Below are 13,095 nucleotides of genomic sequence, written 5' to 3' on the forward strand. Positions count from 1 at the left end.
GTCGAGTCGCCGACCGGCCGCACGAGGAGACGACGGACATGGGCAGTGTGTGGGCAGGACTCGGCGGCATCGTCGCCGAACCCGGCACCCCGCTCGCGATCGCGCTCGCGATTCTGATCACGATCACCGCGCCGCTGGCGGACCGGTTCGTCATCCGGCGCAAACGCATCGACTACCGGGTGCTGTACAACTCGAAGATCGGCCTGAACCCGATCCCGCAGGACATCGCCTCCACCGAAGCGGACCCGCGACTGCGGCACCTGACCACCACTGTGGACCGGATGAGCGTGGCCATCATCCGGATCCGCAACGTCGGCAGCTTCGACATCGAGCGCAAGGACTTCGAGACGCCGATCTCGTGCACCTTCGGCCGCCGCGTGGTGTGGGACGCGCGGATCTCCGAGGCCAGCACCGACGACCTGCACCAGCGCGCCAAGAACAACCTGGTCTTCTTCTCCGACGAGACGGCACCGGAGGCCGCGAACCGGCGGGAGCAGCCGCGGGAACCGGGCAACAACCTGCGCGCCCTGCGGGACTGGCTCGCCCGCCGCCTGTCCAGCTCGATCGAACCGGCGCAGCAGACCCCGGCGACCGAGCTGGGACCGCAGTGGCACGGGGTCCGGCTGACCCGGCTCTCGTTGCGGCGCAACGAGAAGTTCAAGCTCGTCGTGGTACTGCAGGAGCCCGAGGACGCGCCGGCGGGCGAGATCACCAAGACGATCCGCGTCGACGGCCGCATCGAGAACGGCTGGTTCAAGGACGAGAAGGCGCAGCCGCGCTTGACCTGGACCCGGCTGGCGGTGGGGCTGAGCGTGCTGCTCACCGGAGCGTTGATCGGCACTTCGCTGTTCGGCGTGATCACCCGCGAACCCGCGCATTGCGCGAGCGGCGAAGTCCAGATCACCGGCTCCAGCGCGTTCCTGCCGATCGTCGAAGAGATCGCCGACGAGTACGAGAAGGACTGCAGCGGTGCGAAAATAAACGTCGCCCCGACCAGCAGCATCGACGGACTCGACGCGCTGCGCAATGCGCGGAGCGATTCGGCTCCGGACCGGGCGGTGTTCTCCGACGGCCGGGCCGCGGACACCGCCGCGTCCGAACCGCCGGCACCGGTCGCCCTGGTGACTTACGCGATCGTGGTGAACAACGAGGCCGGGGTGCACGAGATCAGCACCGCCGACCTGCGGGCCATCTTCTCCGGCGAGAAGACCGACTGGAGTCAGGTGGCCGGCGGTTCCCCCGGCCCGATCAAGATCGTGGACCGGGACGATTCTTCCGGCACCCGCCGCACGTTCGAGCGCAAGATCGCGCCCGGCACTTCGAGCGGACCGCTGCCGATGTGCGACAGCCGCGAACTGTCCCGGCAGGACGCACCGGTGCACTGCCAGGCCGCCGACACCGAAGCCCTGCTGAACAGGGTCGGGACCACTCCAGGGGCGATCGGTTACGCCGACGCCGGCGCCGCGGCCCGGGAAGTCGCCGAGGACGCGAACCTCACCGTCGTGCCGATCGACGCGACCCGTCCCGAACCGGACAACGTTCCGCGCTACCGCTTCTGGACCGTGGAGCAGCTCTACACCGCGGAACCGGTCTCCCCCGACTCGTTGCTCGGGAAATTCAAGCAGTACATGGCCGCGGAACCAGCCTTGGGAATGCTGCGCGACGCCGGTTACCCGCCATGCGCCGACCGGAAAGCGACTGCCGACTGCCGCGCTCAATGAGCACTTCGACACCGCGGAAGGATCTCGCTGATCGCACAACGTCGCCGATGTTTCCCGCAATGTGATCGCCCGCGCACCGCTCGCCGATCTCACCGCAACTTCACAACCGCCTCGCACGAGCGGAAAAGCTCGATTTGTGCGGCACGACACCCCCCACTTGTGGACCGTGCGGTACCGGTTTGCGTAGCCTGTGCGCGGCTTCGCGATGATCGGTCACCGATTAGGTGGCGGACGCGAATCGAGCCGAATCGGTTGGACCGTGGCCGGTTCGGTGCCATTCGGGCATAGCGCCTCGGACGGTCGGGGGTCGATGAGGCGGTGGGAGCAGCAAAGGAGTCTTGTGCGTTCAGTGTCGTCGTCCCGATTGAAGCGCTCGATGGGCGGTGCCCTGGCCGCCACGGTGGTCGTCACCACCGTCGGCGTGTCCACCCCTGCGGCGATCGCGCAGCCGCCCGGCAACGCGTCGGACGCCCAGAAGCAGCTCAAGGACCTGGGGCGCAAGGCCGAGGAACTGACCGAGGCGTACAAGGGCGCGCAGGACGAGCACGCCAAGCGCCAGGACGACCTCAACCGCGCGAACGCGGAAGCCGAACAGGCCGGTCGGGTCGCCGAGCAGGCGCGCGCCGAGGAGGAGCGGTTCCGCCAGCAGGTCGACGGCCTGGTCAGCGCGTCCTACCAGGGCGCCCGGATGAGCAAGCTCTCGGCGCTGCTGGTCAGCGAGTCGCCGAACGACTTCCTGGATCGCGCCTCGGCGCTGGACGCGCTGGGCAAGGACAACAACAAGGCTGTGCAGACCCTGTCCGGTGCCACGCACCGCGCCGAAGGCGCCGAGCAGCAGGCCCAGGACGCGCGCAACCGCGCCACGCAGGCGGAGGCCGACGCGGCCCGGCTGGAAGGTGAGATCGCGGCCAAGAAGGGCGAAGCGGACGCCCAGGTCGCCAAGGTCAAGCAGCAGTACAACAGCCTCAGCGCGCAGGAACAGGAATCGATGTCCGGCGGTAGCAGCAACGTCGGGCTGCTCGGCGGTGCCGGCGTCGCCATCCAGGCCGCCAACGCCGCGCTGGGCAAGCAGGGCTCGCCGTACGTCTTCGGCGCCAAGGGGCCGAGCCAGTTCGACTGCTCCGGGCTCGTGCAGTGGTCCTACCAGCAGGCCGGTGTTTCGCTGCCGAGTGGCACGAAGGCGCAGATGTCGGCGGGCAAGAAGGTCTCCAAGAGCGAGATGAAGCCCGGCGACGTGATCTTCTTCTACAGCTCGGGCAGCCACAACGGGATCTACATCGGCGGCGGCAAGATCGTGCACGCGCCTACCGAGGGCCAGGACGTCACCGTCGAAGAGGTCGAGTACATGGGCCAGGTCAACAGCGTCCGCCGCTTCGCTGGCTGAGCGCCGGCCGTCGTCTGGTGCTGCGCAGGTTCGGCGGCCCTCGCTGCGGAACCTGCGCGCGATCCGGGCTCATCCCGGATCGGCCGGGAGATCCGCCACGGCGGCTTCCAGCACGTGGTAGCTGCGGTCGACGGCGGTGGCGGACAAGAGCCGGAATCCCAGCGCGGCCACCGCTTGCACACCGCCGAGCAGATAGATCTCGTCCGCCCCGGCCAGGTGCATGGCGGCGATCGTCGGCGCCGGAATCTCACCGCGAATCGGCGGAGTCGCCGCCGCGACCCGCGGCACTCCGGCGACTTTGGCGGTCACGATCGTCATGTGCGCCGACGCCGTCAGCGGGTAGCGGCCACCGGGCACGTACGCGCCAACGGCGTCGATCGGCACGTGCCGATGTCCCAGCCGCACTCCCGGCAGCGTCTCGACCTCGATGTCGCGCATCGATTCCCGTTGGTGCTCGGCGAAAGCACGCACCTGCGACTGCACGAACCGGATGTCGGCCAGCGCCTGCTCGCCGACCGTGGCGACGATCCGCTCGATCTCGTCCGGCCTCAGCCGGAACGACTCCGGGGCCCATCCGTCGAAAAGCTGCGAATGCTCGCGCACCGCTTCGTCACCGCGGACGCGGACGTCCTCGATGATCGTGCGGACCCGTTCGCGCAAGGCCTCGTCACGCGGAGCGGAGTCATCGGTCGCCGTCGGCTGCGGCGCCGGGCGCTTCAACACTTCGGGCAAAGTCGTTCTCCTCGGTCAGGATCGGTGAAGTGCACCGCCGGATCAGCCCGTTGAGCAATCCGGCGGTCGTATCGGGCGCTTCGAGCGGAAACAGGTGCCCGGCCGCGGGCACCACGTGCAATTCGGTGTCGCCGAGGTGGTCGGCGATTTCGCGATGGATCCGCGGTGGGCACAAGGCGTCCTCGGTACCGCAGGCCACAAGGGACGGAACATTGATCGTGCGCAGCACGGCGCGTGCGTCGGTCCGGGTGGATTGGCCGGCCAGCTGGGTGCGGAACCGTCGCGGGCCGATCCGCTCGGCCATCTCCCGGAATTCCCGCGCCAACTCCGGCGACGGCCGCTGCCCGGCGTACATGGTCGGCAGGATTTCCTCGACGACCGCAGCGAATTCTCCGGCTTCGGTGCGCCGGGCGGCCTGCCGCCACCCTTCGTGCTGCTCCGGTCTGGGCGCGGCGGCGTTCGTGGCCAGCGCGGCGAACCCGGCTACCCGCTCCGGGGCCAGTCGCGCGATCTCGAACCCGACGATCGCCCCGAGGCTCAGACCGACGAGCACGACTCGACCATCCACACTGGACAGCACGTGCTCGGCCATGCCGGTGACGCTCGGGCGGTCCAGCTCCGCGTGCACGACCGGCAGTTCCAGCCGCGACTCGACCCCGGCCCACAGCCCGGAATCGCAGAGCATCCCGGGCACCAGCACCACCGTGTCAGCCACGAGCGCGCGGCACGAGCGCGTACGGCGCGACGTAGCCGTTGTGGTCGATGGAGTACCCGGCATCGGCGGCGGCCTTGACCACTTCCTCGTCCCAGTCGAGGCGCACCCGCCCATCCCCGGAATTGATCACCACGAGCTTGCCGGTGTCGTCCCCGGTGTTCCGGATGCTGCGCCACGCGCCGGGCGGCACCGAGAGCATGTCCCATTCGCCGAGCTGGACCGCGACCGGCTCGTGGTCGTTGAGGGTGACCTCCCAGCGGCCCTCCTTGACCATGAGCACCTGCGTCTGCTCGATGCGGTGCCCGAGCATCCCGGCACCGGGTTCGGCGCGCAGCCAGGCGATGTTGTGCCCGTGCGGGTTGTAGATCCGCGGTTCCTGGTCGAGGTCCTCGGTCATGCCGAAGCCGACCACCAGCGCCAGTTCCGCACCGCCGCCGGTGACCACCGAATCCAGGAACGGCCTCGAGCACCACTCCAGGTCGTCCTGGGTCACCACGCGCCGCCGCATCTTCTCGGCGGAGAACGACCGCAGCCGCGCGATGTCCGACTCGGCCATCGGGCGCACCAGCTCGACGTCGTCCGGCGGCTCGTCCCCGGCGACCGTGTCGATCAGCCGGCCGTCCTCGGTCAGGTGCAGCCCGTGCCCGGCGGCGTCCCGCAACACGGTGGGGCCCCAGATGATGCCGCCGGTCTCGTCGTGGCCGAGCGAGGTGAACAGCCACCCGTCGTCCGGGCCGATGTTGGTGAAGCCGCGGAAGATCCAGGTCGGAATCGAGGCGATGTCGCCCTCGCGGAGCACCAGCTCCCCCTCGTCCCCGTCAGCTCCCCAGCGCAGCAGGTACTCGCCGCGGAAGCACAGGAACACCTCGGCGGTGAAGTGCAGGTGCAGGTTGTTGGTGACCCCTTGCGGCATCGCGGCCGCGCCGATGTTGTAGCCGTGCGGCTCGCGGAGGTTGATGACCTGCTTGGAGTTCTGCGACACCCCGGGCCCGATCATCGCGTAGTTCTCCTTGCGCTGCGAACCCGGTGTGCGGCAGTCGATGAACGCCTGGTCGCACGACACGAAATCGCTGCGCCGGATCGTCCGCCGCGCGCTCTCGGCCTCGCTGACCCGTACCGGCTGCTGCTGCATCCCCGCTCCCTCCGATCAAAAACTATGAATACGTATGTACTACCGCAGCGACGGAGCGGCGGTCAATGACCAACCGGGTGCTGACCGGGCCGAACACCGTGCAAGAGCTCGACCGATGACGCCGACTAGACTCCGTATTCCAGGAGGTTCCATGTCGATCACGAGTCACGACGTCGCCAGGTTCGCGGGCGTGTCCCAGGCGACGGTCTCGCGCGCGCTGCGCGGTGATCCGCGGGTTTCCGCGGCGACGCAGGACCGCGTCCGCCACGCCGCGCAGGTCCTCAACTACGTGCCGAGCGAGGCAGGCAGGAGCCTGTCCACGCACACCACTCGCCGGATCGGCGTGCTGGTCAGCGACTTGACCAATCCGTTCTACCCGCACCTGATCGGTCCGCTGCACGACGAGCTGGAGCGCTGCGGCTACCGCATGATGCTGCTGGCGGAACGTTCCGACGACGCCTTGGCCACCGAGGGACTGCTCGACCATTCCATCGACGGCGCGGTGCTGACGACCGCGACCAGTGGCTCCGAGCTCCCCGATGCGTTGCGGCGCAAGCAGATCCCCTTCGTGTTCCTCAACCGCGTCGACGGGCGCGACGGCGCCGACTCGGCCGTGGTCGACAACGAACGCGGCGGCAGGCTCGCCGCCGAGGAACTGATCGCGCTCGGGCACCGCAGGGTCGCGCTGCTGGGCGGCTCGACCGACACCAGCTCCGGGCGGGATCGCGAAGCCGGTTTCGTGGACGCGCTCGCCGAGGCCGACATCGCGTTGCCCGCGACCCGGATCCGCCGCGGTTCCTACGACTTCGACACCGGCTACCTCGGGCTTTCCGAACTCCTCGCCGCTGATCCGGACCTCACGGCCGTGTTCTGCGGCAACGATGTGGTGGCCATCGGCGCCTACAACGCCGCGTTGCGGGCGGGCGTCCGCATTCCCGATGAGCTCACGCTGGTGGGCTTCGACGATCTGCCGATGGCGTCCTGGGAGGCCTTCTCGCTCACCACGATCCGCTACGACCTCCAAGAGATGGCCAGGGCCGCCGCCCGGCTGCTCGTCGAACGCCTCTCCGGTGACGCGGGCGATCCCGCGCGGCGCGTGGCTTTCGCACCGGAACTCGTGCGCAGAGGAACCCACGCGCCTCCCGCCACCCGCCGCGGATGACCGGTCACGGGCCGGTTCAGGCGAACTTGTTCGCGCCGAGCTCGCTGCGGTACGTCTCCTTCATGAACACCGTGACCACCACCAGCGCCAGCACCGCCGCCGCGGCGAGGTAGGCCCACACCGCGTAGATCGTGCCGAACCCGTCGACCAGCAACGCCGCGATGAACGGCGTGACACCCATGAAGATCGAGAACGAGCTGTTGTAGGCGATCGCGCTCGCGCTGAACCTGGTGCGGGTCGCAAACAGCTCGGCCGAACACGTCGTCACGATCCCGGTGAGGAAGAACTCCGGGACGATGTAGACGAGCTGGCTGCCGACCGCGGCGGTGAAGCTGCCCTGCTCGCCGATGGCGAACGCCAGCGGGACGAGGAAGATGCACGCCAGCGCACCGATGATCAGCATCGGCTTGCGGCCGATCCGGTCCGAGAGCTTGCCCGCCAGCGGAAGCAGCGGCATCAGCACGGCCACCGAGATGAGGTTGGACAGCAGCGCCTGCGAGCGGGTGAGCCCGACATTGCTGGTCAGGTACTCCGGGTAGTAGGTGACCCAGGTGTAGGACAGGATCGCCAGCATGATCGAGGCTCCGCAGAACACCAGGATCGGGCGCCACTGCTCGCGCAGCGCCTCGCGCACCGGCGCCTTGACGATGTTCGTGCCGCCTTCGGTCTCGCGCATGAATTCCGGCGTCTCCTCGATGCGGCTGCGCAGCCACAACCCGAGCAGCGACAGCGGCAGCACCGCGAGGAACGGGATCCGCCAGCCCCAGGATTCCAGCACCGGCTGCTCGAACGCGGTGCTGACCAGCGCCGCGACGCCCGCGCCGCCGAGGATGCCGAGGAAGCAGCTGTTCGAGGCGTACGAGGTGTAGTAGGCGCGCTGGTGCGGCTTCGCCCACTCCATGATGAACGCGACCGCGCCGACGTACTCACCGCCGGAGATCATCCCCTGGAAGGTCCGGATGAGCACCAGCAGCAGCGGTGCCAGGAAGCCGACCTGCTGGTAGGTCGGCAGGGCGCCGATCAGCGCGGTGGACACGCCCATCATGACGATCGTCCACAGCAGAGCCTTCTTCCGGCCGACGCGGTCGCCCCAGCGGCCGACGAGCGTTCCGCCGAGGGGGCGGAACACGCAGGCGACGGCGAGGACCGCGTAGGTGCTCATCACCGTCGCCGCGCTGTTGCCGCCCGGGAAGAACGACGAGGCCAGCATCGGCGCCATGTAGCCGTAGAGCCCGTAGTCGAACTGCTCGACGAAGTTGCCGACGCCGCCCGCGTAGACCGCTCGGCGGATCTTCGCCGGCGCCTGCTGCTGGTCTGCCGCGAGGGCGGGGGCTGGCGGGCCCGGCATTCCGACTGACATGGGCATCTCCAGGGGTCACGACGCCGGTGGACATTGTGCATACGTATGAAGTTCGTCGGAGGCTAGCCCGCGGCCCCCGTACCGTCAAGATTCGGTGCGGGCAAACCGCAACGAATCCGGTCAGCCGTTCAGATCGAGGATCGCGTAGCCGAATCCCGGAACGGTCATCGCTTCGCCGTCCAGGCGGACACCGCTGTCCTCGACGGGCCGGGCGTGCTGCACGCGGCCGTCCGCAACGGTGATCGTCGCGTGGTCGCGGCGCGGGTTGACGGTGACCAGGAATCGGTCGCCACGCAGGTAAGTCAGCGGATAGCCGTCCGAGAACACCCGCACGTCGGCCTGCGTGCCGAGTTCGGGATACCGCTTGCGCAACGCCAGCAGCCGCCGGACGAAGTGCAGCAGCGAACCCGGATCGCGGCGCTGCGCTTCGACGGTCGGCCGGTTCGGGTCCGGGTCGATCGGGACGTAGAGGTCTTCGGCGGGTGCGCCGGAGAATCCGGCGTTGGGCCCGGCGTCCCACTGCATCGGCGTGCGGTTGCGCTGGCGTCCGGCGCTGCCTTCGACATCGGGCAGGCCCTCGATCATCCGCATGCCGATCTCCTCGCCGTAGTACATCGCGGGAATGGTCGGCCAGGTCAGCAGGAACGCGAACGCGGCGGGAAGTTCCTCCGGCGTGCGGACGCCGTCGTTGAGCCGGTTCGCGCTGTCGTGGTTGGCGGTCGGCAGCATGATGCGGCCGCGGCCGATGTTCTCGGTCGCCTCGGTCCACGCGTCCACGAAGATCTTCGCCGTGCCGGTGCCTTCGGCGCCGAAGTACGGGTTCTCGTGCCACAACGACTTCCACGGTGCGCCGTCGCCCGGACCGTTGACCGGCAGGTAGAAGTCGGCGTCGAAACCCGCGGGCACCGACGTGGCCGGATCACCCCATTCGGAGATCAGCACGGCGTCCGGGTGGTGTCGGCGAACCCACTCGCGCAGCTCGCCCCACAGCTTGCCGGTCTCGAGCCAGCCGGGGTCGTCCTTGACCAAGGTGGCGGCCAGATCGCAGCGGAACCCGGAGATCCCCAGCCGCAGCCAGTGATCCATGACCTCGCGGATCGCGGCGCGGTTGCGCATCGGACCTTCGGCGTCGACCGGCTGGCGCCACGGCTCGTCCGGGTTCATGCGCGCGTAGCCGTAGTTGATCGCGGGCTGGGTGTCGTAGTAGTTCTTGAGGAACGCGCCTGCGCGCGGACCTGGCGAGGCGACGAAATCCGCCGGGAGCGTGCCGTCGCCGGGCAATTGGTCCGGTGTGGCCCAGACGTAGCGCTGATCGGTGTCGTCGTGCAGCGAGTCGAGGAACCAGCCGTGCTGGTCGGACGTGTGGCCGGCCACGAGGTCGAACAGCACCCGGATGCCGCGGCTGCGCGCGGCTTCGACCAGCCGGGCGACGTCGTCCTCGTCGCCGTAGCGCGGATGCACACCGGTGTAATCGGCGATGTCGTAACCGGCGTCGGTCAGCGGTGAGGGGAACACCGGGTTGACCCAGATCGCACCGATTCCCAGCCATTGCAGGTGATCGAGGTGCTCGATGATGCCGCGCAGATCGCCGATGCCGCTGCCGTCGGTGTCGGCGAAGCTCTGCGGATAGATCTGGTACAGCACGGTGTCGGCCAGCCACGAAGGACCGTCCACACCGGACATTCCGCGCGCGGCCCACGCCGAGTGCGGACCCAATGCCACACCCGTGAGTGCCGCACCGGTCCCGAGCACGAACGATCGCCTGGACACCACCATGATCCCGCTCCCACCGTCTTGACTACGTATGCAGAGTAGATCAATGTACGCATCCGCCACCTCGAGCGGAACACGCACCGCGCAATTTCCACGGCGAATCGGCCGGGTGGAGCACACCCGTGATCACCCGTTGGCGGCTGTACACGGGCAACGGGATGGCGCAGAGTGCGTAGCCGACGAACCATCGGCTCAGGAAGTGTGATGACCGGCGACGAAATCGTGCTCGGTCCCCTGCCGAAGGGGATCACGCCGGCCCGGGAGGGCATGCGGAACAAGGTGTGGAACGTGCTCGGCCACACCTACTCCATGAAGGCGGCCAGCGAATCGAGCTTCGCGTTCGAGACGCTGGACCCGCCGGGCACCGGCGTACCGCCACACGTACATCCGACCCAGGACGAGCACATCTACATCCTGGAGGGCGTGTTCACGCTCTACCTCGACGGCGAGTGGGAGACCGCGGGCCCCGGCGACACCGTGCTGATGCCGAAGGGCCTCCCGCACGCCTACTACAACCGCAGCGAGAACATCGCCCGCGGACTGTTCTGGGTGAGCCCGGCGGGACGGCTCGCGGAGCTGTTCGACAAGCTGCACGACCTCGAAGACCCGGCCGAGGTGGTCCGGGTGTCGGCGCAGCACGACGTCGACTTCCTGCCGCCCGGTTCGGTGGAGGGCGCCTGAGCGACCGGTTCGGCGCAAGGCGCCTGCGGCGCCGGTCGGGCGAACGGCGCCTGCGGCGCCCGGTCGGGAGAAAGGCGCCTGCGGCGCCCGGGAGGTCACCGACCGGGCTCGTTCACCTGCTGCTGCGAGGAACCCGACGCCCGGGCGTAGCCGGCCACGACTGCCTCGAGCTCCGCCGCGTCGATCACCTCGTCGATGTGCGAAAAGCCTTGCGGCGCACGACGTTCGACCTCGTCGATGACGTTCTCCGGTCCGCCTTCGCGGTTGCGCAGCACCACCTCGCTGGTGGCCGCCAGGCGATCGTCCTGATAGGCCAGCAGTGCCTCGGTGGGGTCGGAGCACCGCGCCAGGTGCCCGCCGAGAGCGGTGGCGTCGAGGATCGCCTGACCGGCGCCGTTGGAGCCCATCGGATACATCGGGTGGGCGGCGTCGCCCAGCAACGTCACCCGCCCATGCGACCAGGCGGGCAGCGGATCGCGGTCGCACATCGGGAACTCGAAGATCTCCTCGGTGGCCGCGACCAGTCCGGCGTGGTCGACCGCGGGCGAGGAGAACCGCTCGACGTGCCGGGCCAGTTCTCGCCGGTCGCCGGGTCTGGCCCAGTCCTGCCGCTCCGGCGGCGCAGCACCGGGTTGCCCGGTGCGGATGCAGACCGCCCAGTTGGTGAGCTTGGTGCCCGCGCTGCGGCCCTCCGCGATCGGGTAGATCACCAGCTTGGCCGCGGTGCCACCGGCGACGATCATCGAACGACCGCCGTCGAACTCCGGCCAGTCGGTGGCGCCGCGCCACATCAGGACGCCGTTCCACCGCGGCGCTCCTTCCGCGGGGAACAGGATGGAGCGCGCGGCCGAGTGGATTCCGTCGGCGGCGACCAGGACGTCGCCGCGCACGGTGACCGGCGCAGCACCGCGCCGGTCGAAGTGCGCCCGGACTTCACTCGCGTCCTGGTCGAAGCCGGTCAGCAGGTGCCCGGTGCGCACCGCGTCGGCGCCGAGCCGTTCCCGGACCGCCCGCAGCAACATGCCCTGCAACCTGCCCCGGTGCAGGCAGAACTGGGGAAGCGTGAATCCGGCGTCCAGCCCGCACGGCTTGCGCAGGATCACCGGACCCAGCCGGTGCGCGTAGTACAGGTCGCGGGTCCGGACCCCGATCTCGTCCAGCGAGTCGAGCAGACCGAGTTCGGCGAGCTCTTTGACCGCGTGCGGCAACGCGTTGATCCCGACGCCCAGCTCGGCACTCTGCTCGCTCTGCTCGTAGACGACGCAACCGATGCCTTCTTGGTGCAGCCGCAGCGCCGCGGTCAGCCCGCCGATCCCCGCTCCGACGATGATGACCTGCACAGCAACCTCCTGTCCGGACGACCTCCCGACTCGACCTCGACCACGCCGAAGCATCGCCGAGATCCGCGAATCAGACTACCGGCAGTGGCACCGGCGGCTACGACGTCCGCGGAGCACGGACGGGCGCGGTCACCAGGTCACCGGAAGTTCCAGCAGTTCCGCGGAAAGCTGCCCGGATTCGTGGCGCAGTTCGTCGGCAGGCACCCCGACCTGCAGATCCGGTAGCCGCCGGAACAGCGTGGTGAACGCCGTCTGCACCTCCACCCGCGCCAGCGGTGCGCCGATGCAGTGCCAGATGCCGTGCCCGAACGTCAGGTGCGGGTTCGGCGCGCGGGTGGTGTCGAACTCCTCCGGGCGGTCGAAGGCTTCCTCGTCGAAGTTGGACAGCGTGAAGTCCAGCAGCACCAGGTCCCCTGCGCGCATGGTCACATCGCCGACCTCGACGTCGTCGGTGGCGTAGCGCGGCAGCATCGAGCTGCCCGCCTTGGCGGCTCGCAGCACTTCCTCGACCGCGATCGCCATCTTGCCGGGATCGCTCATCGCCGCGGGGAGCTTGTCCGGGTTGTTCGACAGGATCTTCAGGTCGGTGCCGCAGGCCGAACAGTTGCGCACCCGCAATCGGACAGCGCGGGCGGGGCGGCCGGTGCTCAGCCGCCAAGGCGGCCGCCGTCCCGCACCGCCTGCGCCACCTCGTCGAAAACCGGGTCGCCGAGGAAGCTGCGGAAACCCAGCAGCACCGCCCCGCCGATGTCCTCCCTGCGCACCCGCTCCAGCAGGGTTTCCTGGCACAGCACCAGATCGGCGTCCGCCGGGAGGTCCCCGACGGACGCGTGCACGACGGCCACCCGGTGCGGTCCGAGCTGCTCGGAGAGCTGGGCGGCGACCAACGCGCTGCTGCCCATTCCCGCGTCGCAAGCGATGATCAACTTGCGCACCGCGGAGCCGTCGATGGTGCGCGCGGAAGGCACCTGCTCCCGCTGCGCGGGTCCGGGCTCATCGGCAGGCTGTTGGTCGTCCGGCGCCCGTCCGCCCAACGTCCGCCCGAGCCGCCGCCACAACCTCGTCGCCTCTTCACGCGCCTTCACGAATCCGCAC

At 69.3% G+C, this 13,095-nt stretch carries 12 protein-coding genes; 4 read left to right on the plus strand and 8 right to left on the minus strand.

The features are described from left to right. Positions 1-38 precede the first annotated feature (38 nt). Together INP57_RS19210 and INP57_RS19215 are read left to right on the plus strand one after the other, a co-directional pair. Positions 39-1,721, plus strand: coding sequence for a PstS family phosphate ABC transporter substrate-binding protein (locus INP57_RS19210; RefSeq protein ID WP_200071661.1), 1,683 nt, complete (start codon positions 39-41; stop codon positions 1,719-1,721). A gap of 349 nt (positions 1,722-2,070) precedes the next feature. Beyond that, complete coding sequence (locus INP57_RS19215; protein WP_200071662.1) at positions 2,071-3,105, plus strand: C40 family peptidase; 1,035 nt, start codon at positions 2,071-2,073, stop codon at positions 3,103-3,105. 69 nt (positions 3,106-3,174) lie between these two features. On the opposite strand, the gene INP57_RS19220 is transcribed toward INP57_RS19215, so the two are convergent. From INP57_RS19220 to INP57_RS19230, 3 genes are read right to left on the minus strand one after another with little or no spacing between them, the layout of a single operon-like run. After that, positions 3,175-3,828 carry a histidinol dehydrogenase gene (locus INP57_RS19220; RefSeq protein ID WP_200071844.1) on the minus strand — a complete coding sequence of 218 codons (654 nt, stop codon included), beginning with the start codon at positions 3,826-3,828 and terminating at the stop codon, positions 3,175-3,177. After that, complete coding sequence (locus tag INP57_RS19225) at positions 3,788-4,552, minus strand: alpha/beta fold hydrolase (protein ID WP_307850167.1); 765 nt, start codon at positions 4,550-4,552, stop codon at positions 3,788-3,790. Before INP57_RS19225 ends, INP57_RS19220 begins: the two co-directional genes overlap by 41 nt. Then, positions 4,545-5,684, minus strand: a complete 1,140-nt coding sequence (locus INP57_RS19230; protein ID WP_200071663.1) for a cupin domain-containing protein — start codon at positions 5,682-5,684, stop codon at positions 4,545-4,547. The genes INP57_RS19225 and INP57_RS19230 overlap by 8 nt, the downstream gene beginning before the upstream one ends. Before the next feature lie 151 nt (positions 5,685-5,835). On the opposite strand from INP57_RS19230, the gene INP57_RS19235 reads away from it, so the two are divergent. Then, positions 5,836-6,846 carry a LacI family DNA-binding transcriptional regulator gene (locus tag INP57_RS19235; RefSeq protein WP_200071664.1) on the plus strand — a complete coding sequence of 337 codons (1,011 nt, stop codon included), beginning with the start codon at positions 5,836-5,838 and terminating at the stop codon, positions 6,844-6,846. A gap of 16 nt (positions 6,847-6,862) precedes the next feature. Here INP57_RS19235 and INP57_RS19240 read toward each other — a convergent pair whose 3' ends face one another. Continuing rightward, positions 6,863-8,206, minus strand: coding sequence for an MFS transporter (locus INP57_RS19240; protein WP_233627888.1), 1,344 nt, complete (start codon positions 8,204-8,206; stop codon positions 6,863-6,865). A 120-nt stretch (positions 8,207-8,326) separates the two neighbouring features. After that, a complete protein-coding gene (locus INP57_RS19245) occupies positions 8,327-9,976 on the minus strand; it encodes an alpha-amylase family glycosyl hydrolase (protein ID WP_200071665.1) in 1,650 nt (549 codons plus the stop codon). Positions 9,977-10,183: 207 nt separating this feature from the next. Between INP57_RS19245 and INP57_RS19250 the strand changes: the two genes are divergently transcribed. Further along, complete coding sequence (locus tag INP57_RS19250; RefSeq protein WP_200071666.1) at positions 10,184-10,660, plus strand: cupin domain-containing protein; 477 nt, start codon at positions 10,184-10,186, stop codon at positions 10,658-10,660. Between the two features lie 95 nt (positions 10,661-10,755). On the opposite strand, the gene INP57_RS19255 is transcribed toward INP57_RS19250, so the two are convergent. The 3 genes from INP57_RS19255 to INP57_RS30385 form a co-directional block, all read right to left on the minus strand. Beyond that, the gene (locus INP57_RS19255; RefSeq protein ID WP_200071667.1) at positions 10,756-12,000 is read right to left on the minus strand and encodes a flavin-dependent oxidoreductase; all 1,245 of its coding nucleotides are present in this window, start codon (positions 11,998-12,000) and stop codon (positions 10,756-10,758) included. Between the two features lie 129 nt (positions 12,001-12,129). Further along, positions 12,130-12,612, minus strand: coding sequence for a cytochrome P450 (locus tag INP57_RS19260; RefSeq protein ID WP_307850168.1), 483 nt, complete (start codon positions 12,610-12,612; stop codon positions 12,130-12,132). Between the two features lie 35 nt (positions 12,613-12,647). Then, positions 12,648-13,085: a hypothetical protein gene (locus INP57_RS30385; protein ID WP_307850169.1), complete on the minus strand. Its 438-nt coding sequence runs from the start codon at positions 13,083-13,085 to the stop codon at positions 12,648-12,650. Positions 13,086-13,095 lie beyond the last annotated feature (10 nt).

The sequence above is a fragment of the Saccharopolyspora galaxeae genome (genome assembly GCF_016526145.1).
Taxonomy (GTDB): Bacteria; Actinomycetota; Actinomycetes; order Mycobacteriales; family Pseudonocardiaceae; genus Saccharopolyspora_C; species Saccharopolyspora_C galaxeae.